Genomic DNA, 26,379 nt, shown 5'->3' with positions numbered 1-26,379 from the left:
TTATTGCTTTGATTCAATCTCATTGAACAAGGTGACATAAGCAAGCGTCAACTTATGTTCAGATGCCAAATGAATCAAGGGTAGATTCTTTTGATGTGATTCTTTCATCAATACAGATGGGGGCAACATGCTTGCTAAAACGGGTAAACCTTCATCTTTTAACTGTTGAACCACTTCGCGCGGTAATTTTGCCTGAGACTGGAATTGATTAACCACGATTCCTTCAATCTCCAAGCGATCATTATGATCATCTTGGGTTTCGAGCACATTTTCAATCAAAGTTTGTAACGCACGTTTTGAAAATACATCACAATCAAATGGAATCAACACACGTTGTGCTGAAATCAGCGCGGATAATGTAAAGAAATTAAATGCAGGTGGCGTATCAATATAAATACGGTCATAGCGCGAACTTAGTACCTGAATCGAATCACGTAACTTATAAATTTTGTGCTTGCTTTCTAAGGCATGCTCGAGCGTACCTAAACTTGGGCTGGCAGGAATCACATCCAAATTTTCAAAAGATGTGCGATGAACATAACTGTCCAAACCTTTGCTGCGCGGCGCTTTAAGAATTGAGCCGATGGCATTGCCGATCAAGCCCTTTTGCTGTGTTGCCGCTAAAATATCGTCAAAGAAATTTTCAATGTTTGGCTCTAATGCGGCTTTGTCCGCAGAATATGTCGCATCTTCACCTAAAAGGTATTGGCTTGAATTTGCTTGTGGATCTAGATCAATCACCAAGGTTCTAAGCCCTTGTTTAGCGCTAATTGCGGCTAAATTTACAGTGATACTTGACTTCCCCACACCACCTTTTTGGTTAAATACCACACGAGTTAACATGATTTCCCTCTACACGTTTTTTTGCAAATTGCACACAGTTTAACCTAGTGCCCCAACAATTACTAAAACAATGTCAGACAATTACCCAAATACGGGCTTCATCATCACCAAGCCAAGAATCCCCACCAATGCAATTGCACCGATCAAAACACCGACACGACGTTGCACCAATAAAATATTGTTATCCTCTCGATACGTTTTAAGCATAGACGACCAAAGTACAAAAAACAGAATCACTTTGGCATAGAACCAAGGCTGTACTTCAAAGTTATTCATCACCAGTAATATTGCGCCAGTGATAATAATCAGCGTCAGCGACAAATGTTGTAAACCCACAAAACCTTTACGTACTTTAGGACTAGGTTGTTGCTGTTGTGTCCCCACGAATAATGTCGCAGCACGTGCGACAAAGACCAAAATCAACAGACTGACTGCTGACATATGAATAATCTTGGTGATTAAATGTGCATCCATAATCTATCCTTAAGGTTTTGGTGCATGTGCACATTCAGGGCTTGCGGGCGCTTGACCTTGCCACTCACTTGGCACATAGGCGTGAATGGCTAAAGCATGAATCTGCCCTGGACTCATCAGCTCAGCGGCAACTGCATAAATTTTTTGATGGCGTTGTACCAAGCGTAAGCCTTGGAACGCATCACTGACCACGATCACTTTAAAATGTGATTCTTTCCCAGGAAAATAACCGCCATGCCCTGCCGACTCATTGATCACTTCAAGATGGCTCGGAGCGAGGGTTTGTAAACGTTCAATCAACTGTTGTTCTAATTTCATCAGTCACTCGGTATGATCAGATTCAGATAGTCCATTAGTATACATGAGCGCACCTTGAGTAAAATGCTTATACAAAATTTCGCTTTTTGCCTTTTAAAAGCATAGAAGTGCTTTTATTTTATGCAATTAATCATTTTCTTTGCATAAAATTATTGACCCTATTTTTGCATAATGTATTATACACGGCATGCGGGAATAGCTCAGTTGGTAGAGCATAACCTTGCCAAGGTTGGGGTCGGGAGTTCGAGTCTCCTTTCCCGCTCAAATTTTTTAGTGTAAGTTTTAGAAAAAACTGCTCAATAAGCGGGAATAGCTCAGTTGGTAGAGCATAACCTTGCCAAGGTTGGGGTCGGGAGTTCGAGTCTCCTTTCCCGCTCCAGATTCAAAAAAAGCCCTAGTCGAAAGATTAGGGCTTTTTTCTTATCTTTTAAGCAAGATTGCCAGCTAGCCTTAATTGCATTTTAAAGCCGACTAACTTTTCGTATTCGTAGATCTCGTCCAAAATAATAAAGTTTTTACGCTCATAAAATTTTTTCGCAGTGAGTGTTGATTCAAGCGTAATTTTATCGAGTTGGTGAGAAAGAGAAATGATGAAATCAATCATTGCACTTCCTATGCCATCGCCTTGATAATCAGGCAGAACATAATTTAGAAGGATGACTCCACCTTTAGACATCAAAATAAAACCTACAATCTTATTGTCCTTTATATACACATACGAATAAGAGTTGTTTATCCAGTTAATAATATTTTCTTCAGTTTTATTTGATAACCATTCATCAATAACATTTTGATTACCTTGATGATCTAGAGAGCAGGACACTATACTTTTTTTGATAACATTTAAGATTACTTTTGCATCTTGCTGTTGAGCAATTTCAATCATATTCAAACCTCAAAACAACGATTAGCAATAAATGGTAGTTCTATAGATTATCATCTAGCATAATTTATGTCCGTGACTATAGCTAAAGTTAGATTGGGTGTTCGAGTCTTCTTTCCCGCTCCAGATTCAAAAAAAAGCCCTAGTCGAAAGATTAGGGCTTTTTTCTGTCTATACATCTATTCGCTATGATTGTTCAGTGATTTTGGTTTTCAAATCTAAATCTTCTGATTGCATATACGCACCATCCGCTCGATAAACTCGATCTCGTGGCATAAAGGTAGTGGCGACAATCGCCACCAGCGCCATCGAGCCAATATAAATCATAATCAGATAAGGATTCCCACCTCCGACGCTCAATAATTTAGTGGCGATTAATGGTGCGATTCCCCCACCCAATACGCCTGCTAATTGCACTGAGATCGAGATACCACTGTAACGAATTTCAGCAGGGAACTGACGTGCAAATAGTTGTGCTTGTGGTGCGTACATAATTGGGAAAACCACACCGATTGCCAAAACAATCGCAGTCCAGACCAATACAGGATCTTTTGTGTTTAACATACTAAAGAATGGATAGCTAAACAGTGCCAACACACATAAGCCAAACATAAACATATTGCGCTGACCAACTTTATCTGACAAATGTCCACACAGCGGTGTCATAAACAAAATCACCGCTGCACCACAGATGGTGGCAAATAAAATATCTTGTCGTGGAATCCCCAATTGTGCAGTGGTGTATGCCAAGGTAAATGTGGAAGCGATATAGAACCATGCATTTTCGGCCGCACGTGCCACGATAATGGTAATGAGTTGTTTAGGATGACGCTTAAACACTTGTAATGCAGGGACTTTGACTTGTTCGGATTGCTGTTTTACTTTTTCAAAGTCAGGTGATTCAGGCACTTTGACACGGATATACCACCCCACACCGAGTAAAACAATGCTCGCTAGGAAAGGAATACGCCATCCCCAACTAAACAATGCTGGTTCAGGAAGCAAGGACACAAGCCCAAGTGCAATTGAGGCCAGCATCAAACCACCACCAGTACTGGCTTGAGGCAAACTGCCCCAAAAACCCTTTTTCCCTTCAGGTGCATGTTCAACTGCCATGAGCACTGCACCGCCCCACTCGCCACCCATCGCCATACCTTGAACAAAGCGTAAGATCACCAAGCAAACCGCAGCCCAATAACCTATTGTTTCATAAGTCGGTAACAGCCCGATCAGAATCGTTGGAATACCCATTAACATCAAGGTCAGTAACAACATGGATTTACGACCGATCTTGTCACCAAAATGTCCAAATACTAAACCACCTAACGGTCGTCCAATGAAACCAACGGCATAAGTACCAAATGCAGCCAACACACCTGTCAGTGGATCAAGATTTGGGAAAAATAACTTATTAAAAATCAGCGCTGCCGCCGCGCCATAGATAAAAAAGTCATACCACTCAATGGTGGTACCGACCATGCTAGAAATCCCTGCCAATCGATGTGACGACTTTTTAGGGGTTGAACCGTTTCCATTTGCTGTTTGCATCACAATTTTCCTTTCTTGGATCTTCTTTTTTTTGCGTTTTGATGCTTATGGGCAACCCTGACCATAAGCATTTCAAATCTCACTGTCTTTCTGTGCGCTTTTTTATTTTTTTTATAATGTGTTTAGCTCAGTTTTTCTAAAATTTGCTCCAGTTCAGGGTTGGCTTTCTTCCATTGAGGTTGTTTGTCTTTATCCACAATCAGCGCACGTACCCCTTCAATAAAGTCGCCATGCTCAAACCAAATATCCTGCAAATCACGCTCAAGTTGCATACATTGCTCTAATGAAAGACCACGCCCTAAATGTTGCAGTTTTAAACTGGTTTGTTTGGCGACAAAAGAACGTTGTTGCAGAAGATGGAGCATTTTGTTTGCCCACGGTTGTAGCTGCTCGTCTTGTTCATTTGCAAGGCTCTGCTCAATCTCATCCAAATGTTGAAAACCAAAATGTTTACGAATCGCTTGCGCCAATTGCTTTAATTCACTTTCAACAGGACGCGTAATAAAACGGCTGACAATTTGTTCTATGTGTTCTTTGCTCAAATCTGACGCATCGATCAGTGCATCTTGCAGCGCTTGTAACTTCTCGCTCGGTACGTGATAGTCAATCAAATCAAGATAAAGGGCATCACTGCTACTGATTTGCTCGCCCGTGATCGCCATATACACGCCAATATCATCCAGTCTGGAAAGGAAATGCGTTGCCCCAACATCTGGGAAAAAGCCAATCGCAGTTTCAGGCATCGCGAAACGAGATTTTTCGCTACTGACAATAATGTGACAGGCTTGTGCGAGACCAAAACCACCACCGAGTACATAACCATCAAGCAGAACAATGACGGGTTTTACGTACTCACGTATGGTGGTTAGCATTTTATATTCGGCACTAAAATAGCCTTGATGATCGGTTGTTCCCTGTTTATAGCTGTCATACAGATAGCGAATATCACCACCTGCACAAAAAGCTTTTGGGCTATTCGATTTGATTAAAACCGCTTGGATAAAAACATCATCTCGCCAAAGTTCAAGTTGTGCTCGAACCCCATCAATCATTTCAAGAGACAAGGCATTGAGATGGGTCACCCGATCCAATGTGATCATGCCAAGACCACCTTGTTGCTCAATCATTAAGTGATTTTCTTTGTTCATTTTGTTGATCTCTTATTGATTTTTAAAATTTGCCTGCCGCTTTTCAACAAAAGCTTGCATACCTTCTTTCTGATCCGAAGTCGCAAAAATCGAATGGAACATGCGTCGTTCAAAACGTAAACCTTCGGTCAAATTGACTTCGAATGCACGATTAATGGTTTCTTTCAGCATCATATTGGCGGTAAGTGATCGTGCCGCAATTTGTTCTGCTGCTTGTAAAGTTTGTTCGAGTAGATCTTCTTTGTTAAATACACGTGCGACTAAACCACTCAACTCAGCTTCAACTGCCCCCATTTGTCGTGCGGTGAGGCACATTTCCATGGCTTTGGCTTTACCAATCGCATGGGTTAAACGTTGTGTACCACCGATCCCCGGAATCACACCTAAAGTCACTTCAGGTAAACCGAACTTTGCATTGTCAGCGCAGTAGATAAAGTCACACATCAGAGCCAACTCACAACCGCCACCCAAAGCATAACCACTGACAGCAGCAATCAAAGGTTTACGGCGTTGAGCAATACGATCTGCAAGATGGAAAAAATCATCAAAATAAATATCAGGAAAATTCAGCTCTGCCATTTCCTTAATATCTGCACCTGCTGCAAAGGCTTTTTCAGAACCCGCTAACACGATACACCCAATCTCACGATCTTTTTCTAGTTGATCGAGGGCTTGATTCACCTCACTGATCAATTCACTGTTTAGCGCATTTAAGGCTTTGGGACGATTGAGGGTAATTAACCCAACACCATTACGCTTTTCCAATAAAATAGTTTGCCACTGCATCATTCATTCCTTGTTTTGGTTTTATAGGCTACGTGCGATCACTAAACGCTGGATGTCACTGGTGCCTTCATAAATCTGACAAATTCGTGCATCACGGTAGATACGCTCAATCGGAAAATCTTTGAGATAGCCATAGCCACCAAAGACTTGTAGCGCATTTGAGCAAACGCGCTCCGTCATTTCCGAGGCAAACAGTTTCGCCATGGATGCTTCATTCAAACAGGGTTGGCCTGCTTCTTTCAGACGTGCGGCATAGTGCACCAACTGTCGTGCTGCCTCGATTTCGGTGGCCATGCTGGCCAAGCGAAAGGCAATCGCTTGATGCTCAAAAATCGGTTTGCCAAAAGTCAGACGTTCTTTGGCATAGCGCGTTGCTTCTTCTAGTGCCGCTCGTGCTAAACCCACTGCTTGTGCAGCAATACCAATACGACCACCTTCCAAGTTCGCGAGTGCAATTTTTAGACCTTCACCTTCTTTGCCCAGCATCAAACTTTTGTGCACACGAACATCAGTCAAGGCGATCTGACAGGTATCCGAAGCATGTAAGCCTAATTTCTCTTCGACACGAATGACTTCATAACCTGGCGTATCGCGCGGTACTAAAAAGGCACTGATCCCTTTTTTGCCTGCACTCGGATCAGTAACCGCAAACACAATAATCACCCCTGCATTATGACCCGAGGTAATAAACTGTTTCGCACCATTGAGAATGTAATCGTCACCATCTTTAACCGCGCGGGTTTTAATAGCTGCGGCATCCGAACCCGTATGGGGTTCGGTTAGGGCAAATGCACCGATCATTTCACCTTGCGCCAAAGGCTTTAAGAAACGTTGTTTTTGCTCGTCATTACCAAACTTTAAAATGGGTACACAACCCACCGAGTTGTGCACGCTCATAATGGTCGAAGTTGCACCATCAGCCGCAGCAACTTCTTCGAGTGCCAGTACATAGGCGAGATTACCCGTGTCAGATCCTCCCCATTGCTCTGGTACTAACATGCCCATAAAGCCGAGCTGCCCCATTTGCGCCAAAGCGGTTTTGGGAAAGGTGCCGTCTCGATCCCAATCACTGGCATACGGTCTGATTTGTTCTTGGGCGAAGCTTTTCGCCATATCACGAATGAGTAATTGTTCTTCGGTCAACTGCATATTTTCGTCCTTTAACCTGCTTTCGCTTGTTGTTTCGCAATTTCCTGATTACGTAATAAAAAGCGCTGAATTTTGCCACTTGGTGTTTTCGGCAGTTCTGTCACAAATTCAACTAAACGTGGATAGGCATGTGCGGAAAGGCGTTTTTTGACGAATTGACTCAATTCTTCAATCAGCACACTTGAAGGCTGAACGCCTGCCGCTAAAATCACAAAGGCTTTGACCAATTCAGTCCGATCTGGATCAGGTACACCAACCACTGCGGCTTCGATCACAGCATCATGTTCGAGCAACGCACTTTCGACATCAAAGGGTCCTATTCGATAGCCTGATGTGGTGATCACATCATCACTTCGCCCAACAAAACTCATGCTCCCATCGGCATGTAATTCAGCAGTATCACCCGTCAAATAGTAATGACCGACAAAAGGCGATTTACGACTTTCCTTGTAGCCACCAAACCACATCATCGGTGATTGGCTGATATCCACCGCCAAAATTCCTGCGGTGTCTGATGGGAGTTCTTCACCTTGTTCATTCACCACGGCAACCCGATAACCCGGACTTGGAAAACCTGCTGCGCCTGCACGTATTTCATGGCTTAAGCCGTGATGGTTACACACCACCATACCCACTTCAGTTTGTCCGTAATGATCATAAATCGGTGCATCAAGTACCTGTTTAAACCATCGAATCACTTCTGGATTGAGCGGCTCACCTGCACTACTGACCACACGGAACTGACCTTTTAACACTGCCATTTGTGCTGGATCGGCCGCCATCATCATACGATAGGCGGTTGGTGCACCTGCTAAGTTGGTGATCTGATAATCTTTGACGATTTGACACAGGCTGTCGGTGCTAAAAGCACCTTCATAAAACAAAGTGGCATGACCCAAGAATAACGGTCCAATAATGGCGTAGTACAAACCATAGGCCCAACCCGGATCGGCAATATTCCAAAAGGCATCCTCTTCAGTTAAACCAATCGCATCTTGCATATAGCGACCAAATGCAATCAAGGCTTTTAGTGGCACCTCGAGCGGTTTGGCAGGTCCAGTTGTGCCTGAAGTAAACATCAATAAGAACGGGTCTTGGATCGTACGCATGACCAATTCACATTGATCAGACTGCTGATTCAGCTCATTCCAAAAATTAAAATCACCCGCTTTCAGCGCTGTGCCTTTTGTATCAGCAACCGTCACAATCGCAGGACATTGCTCAATCTCATCCAGCTTGCTACGGTTGCCCACATCGGTCACCACCAACTTACTTTGTGCAAGTTGTATACGATGTTCAATCGCTTTAGGGCCAAAAGCCGTAAACAGTGGTTGATATACGGCACCAATTCGCCATGCGGCTAAAATCGTCACGATCAGTTCGGGCGTTCGTGGTAATAAACCTGAAATACGATCGCCTGCTTGTACACCTTGTGATTTTAAAAAGTTGGCAAATTGACTGGACCACTGTTGTAATTGAGCAAAGGTGTATTGTTGCTTGCGTCCATCTTTGCCTTGCCAATACAAAGCCACTTTTTCACCGTCTACATGTCGGTCACAACACTCAAAGCACGCATTCAGTGCATCCACCGAACCTGACAACATGTGTTGAGCCGTATTTTCTAAATCAAAAGCTTGTGCCACATCTTTATAATTTAACATCTCTATTCCCTCAGTCTGGATTTGTAGTTATTCATGACAGAGTTTCATGATTCAAAGCCATCCTATGGCTTCATGCTTATAGCTTGGTACTTAGACTTCTTCTGGAAGGTACTGCTGGATAATGCTGGAGAAATCAAGGTGGGCATTACCACGCATACACATTTGCTGATATAGCTGTTGCACCATGCCACCCAACAAAATCGGCTGTTTAACCTGCCCTGCCGCTTCGACTGCGAGACCTAAATCTTTCAGCATCAACTGTGTGGCGAAACCATCTTGATAGCCACGAGAGGCAGGCGCATTCTCATTGATATGTGGCCACGGGTTACAGATCTCTGAGCTCCAGCAACGACCACTTGAGGTATTCACCACACCAGCTAATGCTTGCGGATCAATGCCAAGTTTCGCACCCAACGCCATGCCCTCTGCCACAGCAGCCATCGAGATCCCGAGAATTAAGTTATTGCAAATCTTGGCAATTTGCCCTGCACCGACCTCGCCACAATGGATGACATTTTTACCCATGTGGCTGAGTACAGGTTTGACTTCCTCAAAAGTCTGATCATTGGCACCCACCATAAAAGTGAGGGTGCCCGCTTGCGCACCAATAGTGCCACCCGACACAGGCGCATCACAGATGTGAATATTTTTACTTTGTGCAAGTGCTGCGATATCTTTGATGGTCTGTGGATCAATGGTACTGCTATCAATACACAATGCCCCTGCTTTCAAGACTTCCAAAACGCCCGCTTCACCGAGATAAACCTCTTTGACATGCTTGGCTGCTGGTAACATGGTGATCACCACATCCGCTTGTTGCGCTGCTGCTTGTGGACTGTCGCAGACCACACCACCTGCTTCAGCAAAGTGCTGGTTCGCCACCTCGCTGAGGTCATAACCATAGACTGTAAGACCTGCTTTGAGCAGGTTATGGGCCATTCTGCCGCCCATATTTCCAAGACCGATAAAGGCGATATTCATCCCTGATTCCCCCTTAACGTAAACTAATGGTGGTATTTACACCGCCCACTTCGTGGCTATCTTCAAACCAACGACTGGTAATGGTTTTGGTTTGGGTATAGAACTGCACGGCCTGCTTGCCGTATGGTCCCAAATCACCCAGTTTTGAACCACGCGAACCTGTAAAGCTAAAGAATGGTACTGGTACAGGGATTGGAATATTAATCCCGACCTGACCAATATCAATCAAGTTTTGGAAAGTACGTGCTGTCGCACCGCTTTGAGTGAAGAGTCCAACACCGTTGCCAAATGGATTGGCATTGATCAGCGCAATCGCTTCTTCTAAAGTGTCTACAGCAATAATTGCGAGCACTGGTCCAAAGATTTCTTCTTTATAAATGCGCATATCAGTGGTCACGCCATTAAAAATGGTCGCACCAACAAAATTACCTGATTCATAACCTTTGACCTGCACATCACGGCCATCAAGTAATAGCGCTGCACCTTGCTCGACACCGCTATTAATCAAGTCAATCACGCGTGCTTTGGCGCGTTGAGAAATCACAGGACCAATGTCTGTATTCGGCTCATGCCCCGCATTCACAGTTAAAGTTTTGGCTTTTTCAACCAGCTCTTGAACCCATTGCTTGCTCTCACCGACCATCACCGCAACCGATAACGCCATACAACGCTGTCCTGCTGCACCGAAAGCCGCGCCAACCAAGGCATTGAGGGTTTGTTCTTTATTGGCATCTGGCATGACTACGACATGGTTTTTCGCGCCCATCATCGATTGCACACGTTTGCCATGTTGTCCTGCGAGGTTATACACATGGGTACCCACTGCGGTCGAACCGACAAAGGAAATCGCTTTAATATGATGATGCGTGCATAGACGATCCACCACTTCTTTGCCGCCATGAACCACATTCAACACACCAGCAGGTACACCGGCTTGAAGCGCAAGTTCAACCAACATCATGGTGCTTAAAGGATCTTGTTCAGAGGGTTTCAATACAAAGGTATTGCCGCAGACGATTGCCATTGGGAACATCCACAATGGAATCATGGCTGGGAAGTTAAATGGGGTAATACCTGCACAAACACCTAACGGTTGTTGTAAGGTATAAGTATCAACCCCACGTGCCACACCTTCGATGTACTCACCCATTTGCAGTGTACCGACGGAACACGCATGCTCAACCACTTCTAAGCCACGTTGAATATCACCTTCAGCATCCGCTAAAGTTTTACCCTGTTCAGCGGTAAGTACCTGTGCAATTTCTTTCATGTTGGCACGAATCAAATCTTGCAACTTGAGCATGATGCGCATACGTGTCTGAATCGGGGTTAGACGCCAAGTGGGAAAAGCATCTTGTGCAGCTTGAATGGCAGCATCCACTTCCTGAATCGTCGCAAAAGGCACACGACCAATTACCTCCTGAGTTGCAGGATTGACGATGTCTTGCCATTGCTGTGTTTCAGATTCGATGAATTGTCCGTTAATGAGTAATTTAGCGGTTTCCAATTCGATTTTTTGGATTGTATTCATAACCTCTCCATAGGCACTATTTTTATTGTGTTCAGATGTTCGAAAATAGCGATTCGTCGTATTTTCTTTTTTTAACCATTGGTTGAGACTAACAAACAAATCTTTGACCACCAACGCAAATTAATGCACGATTGGTGTGCAAATATGCACAAGGGATACAATAACAATGAAAGTGGATTGGGATCATCTGCAATTTTTTTTGGTTCTGGCACGGACCAAGACCTTGACCAGTGCTGCACGTATTATTGGTGTCGAACACAGTACCGTGGCACGGCGTATTCAGGCTTTGGAACAGGCTTTAGGCACGACACTCTTTAAACGTGAAGCCACTGGATATGAACTGACCTTTGAGGGTTTGGCGCTTGTTCCGCAGGTTGAACAAATGGAACAAGCCTTCTTACAAATCGAAAAACCACATCAGCCCTTGCAAGGTCGTGTGCGAATTGGCACACCTGAAGGCTTTGGTACGGCATTTCTTGCACGTTTATTGGCAGAGTTTTCGATTCGATATCCGTTACTGACCATTGACCTCATTCCTGTACCGAAAATGATTAAGCTTTCACATCGTGAAGCCGATATCGTGGTATCGATTGAGCGCCCGACCTCTGGCCCTTATATCATCACGCGCTTATCAGATTACTGTTTAAAAATTTATGGCAGCAAAAATTATCTGTCGCAAAACCCACCGATCCGTAGGCTGGAGGATTTAACCCAACATCGTTTTGTGAATTACATTGATGATCTGGTGTATAGCCCTGAATTGTATTGCCTAGAACGCTTACCCTTAAAACTGAATGCGAACTTTCGCAGCAGCAGTATTTTGGCGCAACAGATTGCGGTGAGTGCAGGTGCAGGGTTGGCGATTTTACCCAAATTTTTGGCAGACGACAAAGCTGAGCTTGAAGAAGTTTTAGAGCAACAGGTTCGCTTTAACCATACCTTCTGGATGCTGACTTTTGTTGATTTACAGCATGAACCACGGATTAAACTGGTTTGGGATTATTTGCGTAAACAAGCTGATCAATATCAACATTTGCTCATTGATTAACGATTTAAATGGCAGATAAAAAAAGAGCCAATCCTTTAGGATCAGCTCTTTTAGCTATCGTTTGATACCTAAATTATGCCAACTCTCGTTGCAGTTTTCGCATCCGTGGTTTGTACACGAACTGATAGGTCACAGCTAAAATTAGCAACCAGACTGGACTGACATAAAGTGCTTTTAATGTATCTGGTTCAAGTGCCAAGATCACCAAGGCAAACAGCAAGAATGCAATCACCAGATAAGACATCCAAACCCCGCCCGGCATTTTAAAACTCGACTGTAGGTGTAACTCAGGGCGCAACTTACGGTAGCGGATATAGCACACCATAATCAGGCTCCAAACACTGATAAATAAAATCACACACAGCGCGCTCGCCAAAGTAAAGGCTTCTAGCGTATTCGGTACAAAGTACTGTAACACCGCCCCACCCATGATAAAAACACAAGAGAAAAATAAGCCATTGGCAGGTACGGCTTTTTTCGACAGTCGCCCCAATGCCGCAGGCGCTTGGCCATCTTTAGATAAACCAAACAACATCCGACTAGTCGAGAACACGCCACTGTTCATGGATGACATCACCGAAGACAGCACTACTAAATTCATAATAATCGCAGAGGTGACGATCCCTGCATTCATGAACAACTCAACAAATGGACTTTTATCCGCACGAATACTGTCCCACGGCGTGACCGCCATCACCACCAATAATGCCAAGACATAGAACAAGATGATCCGAATCGGAATCGCATTAATCGCTTTCGGGAGATTCTTATGTGGATCTTTGGTTTCAGCCGCAGTAGTACCAACCAGCTCCACCCCAACAAAGGCAAACACCGCAATTTGGAAACCCGCTAAAAAGCCATCCAAACCTTTGGGGAACATACCACCATGTGACCAGACATTGCTTAACGATGCCACAGCACCTTCAGGCGCTTGGAAATGACTAAAAATCATATAACCGCCGACACCAATCAAGCCGATAATCGCGAGAATCTTAATCAAGGCAAACCAAAATTCGATCTCACCAAATAAGCGTACGGTCAGCAAGTTAAGACCCAGTACAAACAGCACACAACCCGCACTAATCAAAGCCTGACCCATTGGGGTGAATGACACCCCATCTGGCAGCCAGAAACCCAGATAATTGATCACCGCAGCTAGATCTGCAATCCCAACCAGCACCCAACCGAGCCAATAGGTCCAACCGATGTAATACCCTGCCCATGGTCCAATCAGATCATGTGCCATATCTACGAAAGATTTATACTGTAAATTGGCAAGCAATAACTCACCAAGTCCACGCATCAGAAAAAAGAACATCGTCCCGATGATGATGTAAATAAAAAGAATCGAGGGACCTGCCAGAGAAATGGTTTTGCCTGAACCCATAAATAGTCCAGTGCCGATCGCACCGCCAATGGCAATCATTTGTAAATGACGATTGGAAAGCTTGCGTTGTAAATCGTTCGGTGCGTGTTGATCTTCTGAATGCTGTTGCATAACCGTCATAAAAAGTTCCCTTTTTCTTATTCCTGTATGAGCCAGCCTTTTTATTTTGTTGCGTTGATTCACGCTCTGTTAAAATGGCTGGCGCATATTCATTGCAAGAAAATACGCATCTGCTGCTGTTTTATCTACAATAAATACGTTACTTTTCATCTTTTTTAATATTATTTAAGCAAAACGATCACTGTTTGCTTTATTTTTGTGCTGCAATCACTGCAATTTCAATGAGCCAGTTCGGATTGACCAAATCAGCTTGAATCGTGGCACGCGACGGTGCGACACAACCTTTTAACCAATCCACATAAATCGCATTGACCGTCGGAAAATCAGAGAGATCTTTTAAAAACAGTTGAACCGACAATAGGCGTGATTTATCGGTATTTGCCGAAGCCAAGAGCTGCTCAATCGTCGCCAGAATATCTCGCGTTTGTCCTTCAATATCGAGGTCTGGATTTTTAGGCACTTGTCCTGATAAATACACCACCTTGTTAAAAACAGTGACGGCACTCATGACCTCAGTCGAGTTGATTTTCTGAATATCAGAATGTGACATGATGATTTCCTTCGTCTTGATTGATAAATTTGACACGTGCGGTCACCCCACACATCAGTTCATAACCGACGGTGCCTGAGGCTGCTGCAACATCATCAATGGGTAAAATACTTCCTGTTTTTGAGGTCCCCCAAAGCACAACTTCACTGCCAATCACAGCATTTGGGATGGGCGTTAAATCGACAGCCAACATATCCATGCTGACTCGACCAATGGTGCGGGTACGAATGCCATCCACTAAAATAGGTGTGCCTGTCGGTGAAATACGTTGATAACCATCGGCATAACCACAGGCGACGATGCCTATGCTCATTGGCTGTTCTGCGACAAAACTAGAACCATAACCGACGCTTTGATGGGCATTTAATTGTTGTATTGCAATAATTTCACTACGTAGACTCATGCTTGGGGCGAGTCCCCAATCTTGAATCGTGTGTTTTGGATAATCAGGCGAACTGCCGTAAAGCATAATGCCAGCACGGACATAATCAGATTGCAGTTGAGTGGAGTATCTGAGGATGGCGGCACTATTGCTGATCGATCTTTCACCGGGCAAATCTTGAATATTGCTCTCAAATTCGGTCAGTTGATAATCCACCCCGACTTGGCCGAAACGCTCTCCATCCGCATCAGAAAAATGCATCATATGGGTGACTTTTGCGACATTACTCAGACGCTGAAGATGTCGCCAAACTTGACGATATTGTTGTGGCTTGAAGCCTAAACGATTCATCCCACTGTTCATTTTCAGGAAAATATCGAACTGGGCAGGATAGATATGTTGTTGTAACCATTCTACTTGTTGTTCATTATGAATGGTGAAACTGAGTTGATATTGCGCGCAGTCAAACAAGTCTTGGGGTGAAAAAATACCCTCAAGCAACAGAATCGGTCCTGACCACCCCAATGCGCGTAAACGTTTGGCTTCATCAATATCGAGTAAGGCAAAACCATCCGCTGTTTTAAAAGCATCATAGACACGTTCGATCCCATGTCCGTAAGCGTTGGCTTTCACCACAGCAAAGACCTTGCTATTCGGCGTAGATTGCCGAACACGCTCAAGATTTTGGCGTAAAGCTTGGTTGTGAATCACCGCAGTAATTGGACGAGGCATGATTAACTTCCTTGTAAACTCAACTTATGCCGCGTGTGAATAACGCTGAATCGACAAACCATCGGTACTAATCTCGGTACGATGATTCATGACCAAATCGCTGATCAACTTGCCCGAACCACAAGCCATGGTCCAACCTAGCGTGCCATGCCCTGTATTCAGGAATAAATTCTTATATTTGGTCGCACCAATGATCGGAGTACTGTCTGGGGTCATCGGACGTAAACCAGTCCAGAATGATGCCTGTTCCAAATCTCCACCGGGAAATAGATCTCGTGTCACCATTTCTAAAGTGCCACGGCGGTCTTCATTCAAGCCCAGATTAAAACCGCTTAACTCCGCCATACCACCGACACGAATCCGTTGATCAAATCGCGTCAGCGCCACTTTATAGGTTTCATCCAATACAGTTGATTGTGGCGCAAGGCTAGGATCAACAATCGGCACAGTGAGTGAATAACCTTTCACGGGATAAACAGGTAAATTCAGTTCAAGTGGTTTCAGGAAGTCACGTGAATAACTGCCAAAGGCCAGCACAAATCGGTCTGCAGTCAGGATTTCACCATTGACCATCACGCCTTTGATCTGATCGCCTTCAACAATCAGTTTTTCCACATTTTGATCAAATTTGAATTCGACACCCAAGTCTTGAGCGATTTTTGCCAAAGCATTGGTAAAGAGGTAACAATCACCTGTTTCATCATTCGGCAAATGCAAACCACCCACCAGTTTATCGCTATGCGCTAATGCAGGCTCAACACTGCCAAGTTGTTCAGCATTGAGCAAATTGAAGTCCACACCACATTCTTTTAACACTTGAATATCACGTTGTACCGCTTCAAGTTGTGCGTCATTGCGAAACACTTGTAGTGTGCCCTTAGAGCGATTTTCATAATGAATACCAGTTTGCGCTCTGAGGTCACGTAAACAGTCACGGCTATATTCAGCCACACGCATCATGCGTTCTTTGTTGACCGCATAACTTTGTGGATTACAGTTTTTTAGCATTTGTGCCATCCACTGTAGCTGCCACATACTACCGTCCACACTTATTGCAAGCGGTGCATGATGTTGGAACATCCACTTCACTGCTTTAAATGGAATACCGGGTGCAGCCCACGGTGTTGAGTAACCCGGCGAGATTTGTCCTGCATTACCAAAACTCGTTTCTTGGGCAGGGCCAGACTGACGATCAAGTACAGTCACTTGAGCACCTTGTTGCGCAAGGTAGTAAGCACTTGCTACACCAATAACACCACTTCCTAAAACGATAACGCGCATAATAGGTCCCTCTCGCCCACTAGTTTATTTAACTAGTATATTTTCGTATCAATAGTTTTTTTGACTGTTTTTAGGCTTATAATCTAGGTAATTTAATCGATTTGTCATGAAAAAATTAAAATAAAAGGAAATAATCTATGCGTACATTAGATCGTATTGATCGCCTGATTTTAGAGATTTTGCAGCGTGAAGGTCGTATTGCAATTAGTGAGCTGGCCTCACGTGTCAATTTATCGACCACGCCCTGCTCAGAACGTGTGAAACGATTGGAGCGTGAAGGTGTGATCATGGGCTATTACGCTCGGCTCAACCCTGCGTATGTGGATCGCAGCTTATTGGTATTTTTAGAAATTAAGCTGTCTGCCAAATCAGGTGATGTATTTGATCAGGTCGCGAGAGATCTGGTCGATATTCCTGAAGTATTAGAATGTCATTTAATCTCAGGTGAATTTGATTATTTAGTCAAAGCACGACTCAAAGAAATGAGTGCTTATCGACGCTTATTGGGTGACTTATTGAAAAAACTACCCGCATCTGCATCTTCACATAGTTATGTGGTGATGGAGGAAGTAAAAGAGTCTTTATATTTAGATATGAGTAGGAGCTGACGCTCGCCGCTGTTTACGACAGCCCTAAGCTAAAGCGCGTCTGGCTCGGACACGCTTTAGAGATATAGATATTTCACGATTAAAAATATTTTAAAATCGCGATGTGTTTATTTTGATGTTTGAATGTTGAAAACCACTTCACCACAGGATAAAGCGCAAAAGACAATCCAATCGAAATCAGCCACAGCATCCATACATGCGCAACCGAAAGATAAGCGCCTTGATTGACACCCCAAATACTTACCGCAAGTACATAAAGTAACTTCAGCACATACAAATGCAGTAGATAAAAGAACATCGGCACTGAACCAAACACCACCAAAGGTTTAAACCACTTTTGTTGCTGCCAACGATCAAATACCACCAAAAGGATCAGCCCCACACTGACATTCCACAAAAGGAAAAGTAAAGAGGGTGGATATTTCGTCAGATTAAAAAAGCTCATGATACTGAGTTGTAAACTATCAAAATGCTGCCAAGGCTGATCGCCATAGATATTGATCAAACGCAGTAAAATAAACAATCCGAGACTGATCAAGCCGATGCCCAATAAATACTGATTTCTTTGTTTGGCGGTGTATTTTTGACTAAAGAAATGTCCCAAGGCATAGCCCAATAAGATCACGCCAATCCACGGTAAAATAGGATATGAAGTACGTAATTTGATTCCTGCAAACTCGATCCAGCCACGCTCATGCAAAACCAGCCACAATGTCTGTATTGCAGTTCCTTCGGAGAAATGCACGCTGTCTAAAAGATTATGCCCAAAAATAACAGTCAGGCCGCTCAGGACCATCACAGGTAAAGGCAAACGAATACACGCCGCCAAGACCACCATACTGATCCCGATCGCCCAAATCACTTGTAAATAAATCACGTCAGGTGGGAATGTTGCGGTCCAAGCAAAATTGACCAACGTCAACTCAAGTGCAATTAAAAACAGACCACGCTTTAATAAAAAAGCCCGTGTTTGTTGCAAACTTTGTGTTTTTGAATAGAACAAAAAAGCGGAGATACCCGTCAACAACACAAAAATAGGTGCACAAAGATGTGCCAACACACGACTGCCAAATAAAGCGGGTTCAGTCGCGGATACATCCATTGGATCTGGTACTTGTTTATGCAGATAGAAAGTTTCTCTGACATGATCGAGCAACATGATCAGAATGACCAAACCTCGCAATGCGTCAATCGACTGTAACCGTTGGCTCGTTTTCACTAAGGACATAACAAAAAAAGATTTAAAAATTAATGTAATGTTATACTATTACAAAACACTCCTTTTGTCTTTCTTTGGTTGATGATTTATGCAACGCACACTTGGATTTTGGTCTTGCTTGGGGCTTGGTCTTTTCTCTACAACAACATGGGCAGATGACCCGACCACGGTACTTGAAACCATCCGTATTCAAGCGGATACATCTCAACAGGATATCCAGCAAAACAGTAGCGCAAGCAAATTCTCCCACGATGTACTCGATATCCCCTTTAACCGCTCTTTTATCTCTCAACAAGTGATCGAGCAACAAGATGTGCAACGCATTGACGATGCCTTAACCTTGGTCAGTGGTGTGTTTCATCAAAATAACTATGGCGGCGGATTTTGGGATAATTATTCCTTTCGTGGTTTTAGTAGCGATCCCAATCTCGGTGCTGCAACCATTCGTAATGGTTTAAGCGTGAATCGTGGGGTCAGCGCACCCAAAGATATGGTCAATATCGAATCACTGGATTTTCTAAAAGGACCGATGGCTGCACTGTATGGGCGTGGAGAAACAGGCGGGCTACTCAATATCAATAGTAAAAAACCACAGTGGCAAAGCGAGAGTGAAATAAATCTTCGTGCCAATAGCCAAGAGCAATACCGCATCAGCCTCGAACACACTGCGCCAATCAATGATACGCTGGCTTATCGTTTTGCTGTTGCTCATGAAGACAATCAAAGCTTCCGTAATCATGTCAGTAGCGAACGTTGGTTCTTTTCACCACAACTGACTTGGAAAATTTCAGACCAAACCCAACTCGATTTTGACAGTGAATTTACCCAACATTTAGGCACCTTTGACCGCGGCATCAGTACTGTTCAGAAACAGTTTGTGATGAATCCAAAAACCTTCACTGGTGAACCCAGTGATGGCGATATGCGCGTCAAAGACCATTTTTATCAATTGCGTTTAAGCCATGAATTTAATGATGCATGGAAACTCAACAGTGCACTCAGTTATAAAGATGCGCAAATGGTTGGTTTCTCAACTGAACCACGGCGTATGCAAGCCGATGCTCGAACATTGGAACGCCAACGTCGTTATCGTGATTATCAAAGCGAAGATGTACTGGCACAAACCGAACTGCTGGGAAAATTAGACAGCACATGGGCACGTCATGAAGTTGTTGTTTCAACAGAATTGGGACAATTGGACTATCGTCAATATCAATTACGTCGCAATCATAGTGCTGACCGCCCCAATACCATTGATATTTATCAGCCAAATTATAGACAGTACACACCAAGCTTAGCGCCATTTACAGATACCGATGAGCGACAACGGTATTTTGCGCTCAACCTACAAGATCAGATGTTCTTCAATGATCAATGGAGCGTCTTAGTCGGGACTCGCTTTGATCGAGTCGAACAAAACTTTGAAAATCATCTGAGCCAAACCCAACACAAGCAAAGCCTTAACCAAGCCAGTCCACGCGTCGGTGTCAATTTCAAAGCATCGGATCAATGGTCGTTTTATAGTAATTATGGGCGCTCATTTGCGATGAACAGTGGTATGGATCGCAACGGTGAAAACTTTGCCCCTGAAAAAGGTCAAAGCTATGAAGTTGGAAGCAAATATCAGCTCAATGATCACAGCTTGCTCAGCCTCGCATTATTCAAAATGCAGAAGCAAAATGTGCTGACAACCGACCCCATGGATAGCAATTTTCAAACTGCAGCAGGTGAAGTTAGCAGCCAAGGCATTGAGTTGGATCTCAATAGCCAAATCACGGATCGCTGGTCACTCAATGCCAACTATAGCTATACCGATGCCAAGATCGAAAAAGACCAAGACTTAGCAAAAGGAGCACGCCTCAGCAATGTGCCTAAACAGCAAGGCTCTATCAGTACCAATTATGAATTTTTACAACAAGATGCGAGAACAGCAGGTGTAGGTGCCAACCTCACTTATGTCGGTGAGCGTAGTGGTCATAATCTTGATAATGGTTTTAATCTGCCAAGCTACACACTGGTCAATTTAAATGCCTATTACGCACCGTCTGATCGCTTACGCTATCAATTCAACCTGAATAATCTGTTTGATAAAACCTATTATGTTTCGAGTTATAGTGATTTATGGGTTCAGCCGGGTGAACCTTTGAATGCCTCCGTGTCAGCTCAATTCAAATTCTAATCAATATGACTCAGCCCGTATCAAGCGAGCTGAGTCATATTTTATCCATGATTATTCATCTTCTTCATCATAGATGTAACTCATACAGCCCCAACCATCGTACTCACCCTCAAACTCTTGAGCGATACGAGTCATCCACTCTTCCAAATCTACAATATCTTCATGTTCAAGCATCATATTGACATGAATATTCAGCACCCACATGTCCGAACCGTCTGAGTGCAATTCTTCTTGAAACATTGAGATTTTTTGCTCTTGATGTAAAAGATGCAAAGCACATTTTTCAATTTGTTCTTGTTTCTCAAACACAATCGAAAACTCCACCTCATGGGGTTCGCTCAGGTCGTTGCCATCTTCAAACATTTGCCATAGCACATTGCCGTTGTCGTCATCGGGAAATTGTTCAGGGTCGCGTGTCATAAGAATATCCTTTGTTATGTATTTGACTTGATCGTTTGGCTATAGATTAAACCATTTTTATGTCAGTTTTTAGACGCATTAATATAATTATTGTAGCCAGAACTTGAACCAAATCATCGCTGTGAATTATCGCGCAAGGTGATTAAATTCGATTGAAAGCACCACTTGATCCAGACACCGAATGCCATTTTCAAAAATAGGTTCAGGATAGTTTTTAAAAGCATCGCGCTCGATACGCGACATGCGAAAACCGCATTTTTGATACAGCCCGAGTTGATTTAGACTAGAATTACCTGTTTTCACCCATAAAGTTTGCACTGCCAATGGCGCGACATATTCAATCGCAGATTGAATTAAAGCCTTCGCCAAACCCTGCCCTTGCATCCTTTGATCTACTGCAATATTTTGAATCTCTGCCTCATGGTCATTTTGAGTTAGACACAGTTGCGCAATGATATGATTCTGCTCATCAACAATCAGAAAGATATTTGCTTGTTCTAGATAAGTCGAGATTTGTGCCCAATTGGGATCAGCTTCCAATAACAACAACTTTAATTGTGCTTGTTGTTGTTCGGATAATGCGACCCACGATGTATGCTGAATTGAAACCATCATCTCACCCTTTTATTTTTTAGAATTTTACCTCAGCGTGAATTTCAATATTTTGCATATTTAAAGGATGTTGAAAAGCCAGATAAGCGGCATGCAAAGCCATCCGTTTTAAATGAAACTTGGCAGGTTCAGGATGATAGAGTTTATCCCCCATAATCGGATGCCCAATATGCATCATATGGACCCGAAGTTGATGCGAACGTCCTGTCACAGGCTCTAAACGCACACGGCTTTGATCCATTTCTGCATCATAGTGCAACGATTGAAATAAGGTTTTGGCAGCCTTACCTATTTCAAAATGCACCATCTGACGTGGACGATTTTCCCAATCGGTAATCAACGGAACCTCGACACTGCCTTCAGCCTGAATCTGCCCCTGCACCAAAGCCACATAGTGTTTTTTCACGCTACGCGCCTGAAACATTTTACTGACTGCAACTTCTGCATCACGATGCTTAGCAAACATCAACAAGCCAGAGGTCGCCATATCCAGACGATGGGTGACTTTGGCGGTCGGATATTTTTCCAAAACACGCAAATAGGCACTATCTTGATGTTCAGGTAAACGCCCCATCACCGACAATAACCCAGCAGGTTTATTCACCACCACCAAGTCTTCATCTTCATACAAGATTTCTAACGGATCTTGCGGTGGCATATAAACAAAGTTGTCATTTAAAGGCATAAGGGCGCAATTGGCTAACAAATATCAGCGCAAATCATAAAGAAATTCCCGTCATTCGGCAAAAGCATTTTGGCGAGGTCACAATAATAATAGAAGGTGTTCCACGTGAAACAAGATCAGCTAATGCTCTGCTCAAGAACGCGTTGGCTGTATGTGCATACTGCTATCGGACTCATCCAATTTAAAAAATGGCAATAACAGCGCTTCCATACTATAAAAACCTTTAGGCTTATCTTTTAGGTTTTCGATGGCAAATAAGATGCCATTGCCAAAAGCTTCACGCGTAATTGACTCATGTTTGAGTCGAACGGTTTGAAATGGAAAACCAAATAAGATTTCATGCACCCCCACAATCCCACCAGCCCGTACTGATTTAATCGTGTCTTCAGACAGCCCTAACTCACGTGTAATCACTTTGGCTGTGCCTGACACCTCAGACTTGGCTTTAAAGTGTTCTTCAATGACATCAATATCCGTATAAGGGGCGATATTTTTTAATATTTTGGCGGCAAGAATCAGAAAGTTAATTCCGATCGTAATATTCGGTGAATGCAAGACACAGGTGCTTTCAGCAAGCTGATGGAGCTGATTGATGCGAGCATCGGGATACTGGGACACGGCACTGACAATGGTAATGCCTCTTTTTGCCGCTTCTTCAGCGTAGTAATCTAAGCCTTGCTCTGAGGAAAAATCGACAATCACATCAACTGGATAGCGATCGAGAAGTTCAACGATAGAATACTCATCTTTTGAATGGATAATGCCTGGATCATCTGCCTCAACCCCCAAAAATTCAGGAACAGATCGGTGCTCAAGCTGTTTAGACTGACGAATAACCCATTGTAAACTGGTCTTTTTTGACTCTAATAATACGGATGCAACTGCACGGCCTGTTTTACCAAAGCCCATGATACCCACTTTCATTTTAATTGTCCTTTTCTGCACTTAGGGGCTTCCAACTATCCCCCTATAAAGATTTATCAGATGCGAGCCATCTCATAAATAAATAGTGTAAAAAATCTCCAGCCTGCCAAAGTTAGGCCCAAACTAACAACTCAACATAAGCCTGTCAATCAATGCACCTTCATTTAAACTGAGACAATGAGAGCTAAATAATTGAAAATATTTAACTTATTAAAATGTCACATGATGTTTAGTCAGCGGAAATTATTGACAATCAATCACTTAAATACGGTCATTGAAGAGGATGGAGGAGCTTTGCAGCGAGGAAAAGTGAGATGTTTTTTTATTTTTCTTATTTATTGTTGTTTCGCAGAATTTTTAAGGGTATCAAGGGAAAACATGTTGTTTACTTCAACACCTATGACTTTGTAAGTCACAACCTTTGCCTATAAACTTTTGATTTATAGCGTCCTAAGCCGAATCGAGACCTTTTGGGTAAGTACACACTTGCTTTGTAAGCTTCGGCGCATGCTACTCTTTTCGATCCCTTTCACACCCTTGAGACATAGTTTAGGGGGATCGCTGTGGGATTGTTTTCCTAAAAAAATGGTATTTTCCGCCAATTTTGGAATAATTTTGCATCTTTATTTTTAAAATCAGAATTATTTACCATTATTATGATTTAAATACAGTTAAAATTCTCTATAAATCATATTTAATCGAAATTTTAATCAAAAATAGACGTGGAGAAATGGTACGTTTTCAAGATAAATAGACACTACGCCCAAATCACCATAATTGCCGCCACAATAACTAACCACAATCCGAGATGGTCTGTTCTTGCCAGTTTCTCTTTAAAGAAAAACGCCGAGATGAGTAAGCTAAATAAAATCTCAACCTGCCCGAGCGTTTTAACAATCGCCACCGTCTGCATACTCATGGCACTAAACCAGCCCAATGAAGCAAGGAAACTACAGACACTGACTTTAAAAGTTAGCCCGAGTCGTTGCCACATGCTATACAAAGTTTTTCGACTAAACAGTCCGAGATACAACAACATAATGATGCATTGGAAACTGATCAGACTGCACAGTACCCAAGCTGCACGATGTAGAAATGGCAACATGCCCAGTTCCAAACTGGCTTCACGCACCAACAATGACGTAATCGCAAAGCATAAACCACTGCCTAAACCGATCATCAAAGTTTTGACTGATAATTGGGCCTGCTGATGACCTTTACTCAGGAGAAAAACCGCCACAGCCCCGATTGAAACGCCAATCCAGCCCCACACAGTTAAATGTTCTTGTAAGAATAAAACACCGACTAAGGCCGCCAAGATCGCTTCACTTTTGGCCAGTCCAACCCCAATCGCATAGTTTTTTTGTTGAAATAATTTGACCATCAATGCAGTCGCATAGATTTGGCTAATGCCTGCAATCACTACATAGAACCAAAATTTATTGGAAAAATGGACTTCAGTAGCAACAGGTTGGTGAAAATAAAGAAATGCGAGATAACTAAAGGCAAAAATCGGAGCAAAGAAGAACCGTGCGAGTGTCGTACCATAAACATCAACGGTGGTACTAAGTTGTTTTTGAAATGCATTGCGCCAAGCCTGCATAAATGCAGCCATAAGAGTGAACAAGATCCAAGTGATTGCCATAAGCTTGAGCGCAAAATCAAATATGCGTGTAATTTACTCGCTTCACTGTGATTTTTCGAGCGTTAGTTTAGAAAAATCACCTTGATTGATACGGTTTTAATTGCTTGTTTTTAAGTGAAAGATCACCGAAAGTACAGCGTTACTAAAAATCAAAAATAGCGGGCTTATGCTTAGTTTTGCCATGGAAACTTTTTAAAGCGATGTCGGAGTCGATACATTAAACCGCCATGAAGATTACCCAGACGCCACGCCAATTTTGAAGTTACGGTCATATCTGGAATCCAGTAACGCGGCTGCACTTGATCCAAAGGCTGCGGCTCAACGATTTCAACTTCTGCCGCAATATAGCCCTCGCCATCCTGCAAACTCATCCGTGCCAATACCTTGCCTGATGCATCGCAGATTTGAGTCTCACCCACCATTTCAGTCAACCATTTCACATGCGGTAACAGAGGCATATCACTCATTACCTCCCCCACATGTGCGGCATGTACCACAGGTATGCCTGTCAACCGTGCCATTTGGGCAGGCAAAGCTTCACTTTGTTGTTTATAGATTTCATGTTCGTGTCGCATCCACTTACCTAACACGCCATACCAGTTGATCGGCATGGAGTACCAACACATGCCGCCTAAAATCAGTTGTGCGCGCTGATCTCGGATGCGTTTCGCAGTACCGTAACGTGCCCACTCCCACCCTGACACTAAAGCAACTTTGCATTTCAAGGTGGTTGAATCGACTACGCCATCATCGACACCACCACGATAAAAGTTTTGCTCCCATGCCGTCGGGATATCTTTGTCATGCAGATGATAGTCACCATTCGCCTCGACCAAGATATAAGTGCCGTAAGCGTGCCCATCCCGAATTGCAACAAATCCACCAGTCATAACCACATTGAGCTGCGTTGCTAATCGAATTAATAGTTGAAAAGGTTCGCCTTGTAATGGTTGTGGTGTCTGCAATGCCAGTGGTGAATAAACATTTGGGGAAGTCATGGACTCAGGCAGCACGATAACATCAGGTTGATGCTCCTGATATGCTGCTAAAATCAGTTGTTCAAGCTTTTTTAGATTTGCTTCGACTTGTCCAAGTTTTAATGCAGGTTGAATCGCTACAATTTTCATGAGAACCTTTTTCTGTCGAAATTTTATTCTCAAAAGATTAGCATTAAATTTTTAAAAAACTGTGGCGCTGCTCGATACATTTTCGGCTTATTTATCTAATACTCCAGCAATGACCATAAACTCTAGATTCATCGCACC

At 43.2% G+C, this 26,379-nt stretch carries 25 protein-coding genes and 2 tRNA genes; 5 read left to right on the top strand and 22 right to left on the bottom strand.

The window, feature by feature from the left end:
* The 3 genes from F903_RS03145 to F903_RS03135 all read right to left on the bottom strand — a co-directional run bounded on the left by F903_RS03145 (position 1) and on the right by F903_RS03135 (position 1,635).
* Positions 1–843, bottom strand: coding sequence for a ParA family protein (locus F903_RS03145; RefSeq protein ID WP_005194554.1), 843 nt, complete (start codon positions 841–843; stop codon positions 1–3).
* An 81-nt stretch (positions 844–924) separates the two neighbouring features.
* Complete coding sequence (locus tag F903_RS03140; protein ID WP_005194552.1) at positions 925–1,317, bottom strand: SirB2 family protein; 393 nt, start codon at positions 1,315–1,317, stop codon at positions 925–927.
* Between the two features lie 9 nt (positions 1,318–1,326).
* Positions 1,327–1,635 (bottom strand): BolA family protein, encoded by a 309-nt coding sequence (locus F903_RS03135; protein ID WP_004668077.1) that lies wholly within the window; start codon positions 1,633–1,635, stop codon positions 1,327–1,329.
* 189 nt (positions 1,636–1,824) lie between these two features.
* Here F903_RS03135 and F903_RS03130 point away from each other — a divergent pair.
* Positions 1,825–1,897 (top strand) — tRNA-Gly (locus F903_RS03130).
* Between the two features lie 41 nt (positions 1,898–1,938).
* Positions 1,939–2,014: transfer RNA gene (locus tag F903_RS03125), tRNA-Gly, on the top strand.
* Between the two features lie 48 nt (positions 2,015–2,062).
* On the opposite strand, the gene F903_RS03120 is transcribed toward F903_RS03125, so the two are convergent.
* The 8 genes from F903_RS03120 to F903_RS03085 form a co-directional block, all read right to left on the bottom strand.
* Positions 2,063–2,521 carry a GNAT family N-acetyltransferase gene (locus F903_RS03120; RefSeq protein WP_005194551.1) on the bottom strand — a complete coding sequence of 153 codons (459 nt, stop codon included), beginning with the start codon at positions 2,519–2,521 and terminating at the stop codon, positions 2,063–2,065.
* A gap of 183 nt (positions 2,522–2,704) precedes the next feature.
* Positions 2,705–4,066: an MFS transporter gene (locus F903_RS03115; protein ID WP_005194550.1), complete on the bottom strand. Its 1,362-nt coding sequence runs from the start codon at positions 4,064–4,066 to the stop codon at positions 2,705–2,707.
* A gap of 122 nt (positions 4,067–4,188) precedes the next feature.
* Positions 4,189–5,214 carry an enoyl-CoA hydratase/isomerase family protein gene (locus tag F903_RS03110; protein ID WP_005194549.1) on the bottom strand — a complete coding sequence of 342 codons (1,026 nt, stop codon included), beginning with the start codon at positions 5,212–5,214 and terminating at the stop codon, positions 4,189–4,191.
* Between the two features lie 12 nt (positions 5,215–5,226).
* Positions 5,227–6,000 (bottom strand): enoyl-CoA hydratase, encoded by a 774-nt coding sequence (locus F903_RS03105; RefSeq protein ID WP_005194548.1) that lies wholly within the window; start codon positions 5,998–6,000, stop codon positions 5,227–5,229.
* Positions 6,001–6,021: 21 nt separating this feature from the next.
* Positions 6,022–7,149, bottom strand: a complete 1,128-nt coding sequence (locus tag F903_RS03100; RefSeq protein WP_005194547.1) for an acyl-CoA dehydrogenase family protein — start codon at positions 7,147–7,149, stop codon at positions 6,022–6,024.
* A gap of 11 nt (positions 7,150–7,160) precedes the next feature.
* Complete coding sequence (locus F903_RS03095; RefSeq protein WP_005194546.1) at positions 7,161–8,810, bottom strand: AMP-binding protein; 1,650 nt, start codon at positions 8,808–8,810, stop codon at positions 7,161–7,163.
* 90 nt (positions 8,811–8,900) lie between these two features.
* Entirely contained in the window at positions 8,901–9,791 is an 891-nt protein-coding gene (gene mmsB / locus F903_RS03090; protein WP_005194544.1) for a 3-hydroxyisobutyrate dehydrogenase, read from the bottom strand.
* Positions 9,792–9,804: 13 nt separating this feature from the next.
* Positions 9,805–11,322 carry a CoA-acylating methylmalonate-semialdehyde dehydrogenase gene (locus tag F903_RS03085; RefSeq protein ID WP_005194541.1) on the bottom strand — a complete coding sequence of 506 codons (1,518 nt, stop codon included), beginning with the start codon at positions 11,320–11,322 and terminating at the stop codon, positions 9,805–9,807.
* A 166-nt stretch (positions 11,323–11,488) separates the two neighbouring features.
* Between F903_RS03085 and F903_RS03080 the strand changes: the two genes are divergently transcribed.
* Positions 11,489–12,370, top strand: coding sequence for a LysR family transcriptional regulator (locus F903_RS03080; protein WP_004668017.1), 882 nt, complete (start codon positions 11,489–11,491; stop codon positions 12,368–12,370).
* Positions 12,371–12,443: 73 nt separating this feature from the next.
* Here F903_RS03080 and F903_RS03075 read toward each other — a convergent pair whose 3' ends face one another.
* From F903_RS03075 to F903_RS03060, 4 genes are all read right to left on the bottom strand, one after another.
* Entirely contained in the window at positions 12,444–13,868 is a 1,425-nt protein-coding gene (locus tag F903_RS03075; protein WP_171065198.1) for an amino acid permease, read from the bottom strand.
* Positions 13,869–14,067: 199 nt separating this feature from the next.
* The gene (locus F903_RS03070; RefSeq protein ID WP_005194535.1) at positions 14,068–14,427 is read right to left on the bottom strand and encodes a RidA family protein; all 360 of its coding nucleotides are present in this window, start codon (positions 14,425–14,427) and stop codon (positions 14,068–14,070) included.
* Positions 14,414–15,541: an alanine racemase gene (gene alr / locus F903_RS03065; RefSeq protein ID WP_005194533.1), complete on the bottom strand. Its 1,128-nt coding sequence runs from the start codon at positions 15,539–15,541 to the stop codon at positions 14,414–14,416. Before alr ends, F903_RS03070 begins: the two co-directional genes overlap by 14 nt.
* A gap of 24 nt (positions 15,542–15,565) precedes the next feature.
* Positions 15,566–16,822 carry a D-amino acid dehydrogenase gene (locus F903_RS03060; RefSeq protein WP_005194531.1) on the bottom strand — a complete coding sequence of 419 codons (1,257 nt, stop codon included), beginning with the start codon at positions 16,820–16,822 and terminating at the stop codon, positions 15,566–15,568.
* Between the two features lie 137 nt (positions 16,823–16,959).
* Between F903_RS03060 and F903_RS03055 the strand changes: the two genes are divergently transcribed.
* Positions 16,960–17,430: an Lrp/AsnC ligand binding domain-containing protein gene (locus F903_RS03055; RefSeq protein WP_004668012.1), complete on the top strand. Its 471-nt coding sequence runs from the start codon at positions 16,960–16,962 to the stop codon at positions 17,428–17,430.
* Between the two features lie 79 nt (positions 17,431–17,509).
* Here F903_RS03055 and F903_RS03050 read toward each other — a convergent pair whose 3' ends face one another.
* Positions 17,510–18,658 (bottom strand): acetyltransferase domain-containing protein, encoded by a 1,149-nt coding sequence (locus F903_RS03050; RefSeq protein ID WP_005194530.1) that lies wholly within the window; start codon positions 18,656–18,658, stop codon positions 17,510–17,512.
* Positions 18,659–18,737: 79 nt separating this feature from the next.
* On the opposite strand from F903_RS03050, the gene F903_RS03045 reads away from it, so the two are divergent.
* Entirely contained in the window at positions 18,738–20,828 is a 2,091-nt protein-coding gene (locus F903_RS03045; RefSeq protein ID WP_005194529.1) for a TonB-dependent siderophore receptor, read from the top strand.
* Positions 20,829–20,879: 51 nt separating this feature from the next.
* On the opposite strand, the gene F903_RS03040 is transcribed toward F903_RS03045, so the two are convergent.
* The 6 genes from F903_RS03040 to F903_RS03015 all read right to left on the bottom strand — a co-directional run bounded on the left by F903_RS03040 (position 20,880) and on the right by F903_RS03015 (position 26,241).
* The gene (locus tag F903_RS03040; protein WP_004668009.1) at positions 20,880–21,248 is read right to left on the bottom strand and encodes a ribonuclease E inhibitor RraB; all 369 of its coding nucleotides are present in this window, start codon (positions 21,246–21,248) and stop codon (positions 20,880–20,882) included.
* Between the two features lie 126 nt (positions 21,249–21,374).
* Positions 21,375–21,860: a GNAT family N-acetyltransferase gene (locus tag F903_RS03035; protein WP_005194528.1), complete on the bottom strand. Its 486-nt coding sequence runs from the start codon at positions 21,858–21,860 to the stop codon at positions 21,375–21,377.
* Between the two features lie 19 nt (positions 21,861–21,879).
* Positions 21,880–22,545, bottom strand: a complete 666-nt coding sequence (locus tag F903_RS03030; protein ID WP_005194527.1) for a pseudouridine synthase — start codon at positions 22,543–22,545, stop codon at positions 21,880–21,882.
* A 132-nt stretch (positions 22,546–22,677) separates the two neighbouring features.
* Entirely contained in the window at positions 22,678–23,469 is a 792-nt protein-coding gene (locus F903_RS03025) for a 4-hydroxy-tetrahydrodipicolinate reductase (RefSeq protein WP_004668005.1), read from the bottom strand.
* Positions 23,470–24,226: 757 nt separating this feature from the next.
* Positions 24,227–25,114 (bottom strand): DMT family transporter, encoded by an 888-nt coding sequence (locus F903_RS03020; RefSeq protein ID WP_005194524.1) that lies wholly within the window; start codon positions 25,112–25,114, stop codon positions 24,227–24,229.
* 170 nt (positions 25,115–25,284) lie between these two features.
* Positions 25,285–26,241: a carbon-nitrogen hydrolase family protein gene (locus tag F903_RS03015; RefSeq protein ID WP_005194522.1), complete on the bottom strand. Its 957-nt coding sequence runs from the start codon at positions 26,239–26,241 to the stop codon at positions 25,285–25,287.
* Between the last annotated feature and the right edge of the window lie 138 nt (positions 26,242–26,379).

Source organism: Acinetobacter sp. NIPH 298 (assembly GCF_000369505.1).
Taxonomy (GTDB): domain Bacteria; phylum Pseudomonadota; class Gammaproteobacteria; order Pseudomonadales; family Moraxellaceae; genus Acinetobacter.
Note: the sequence above shows the minus strand (reverse complement) of the source record. Positions and strands in the feature narration are given on the sequence as shown.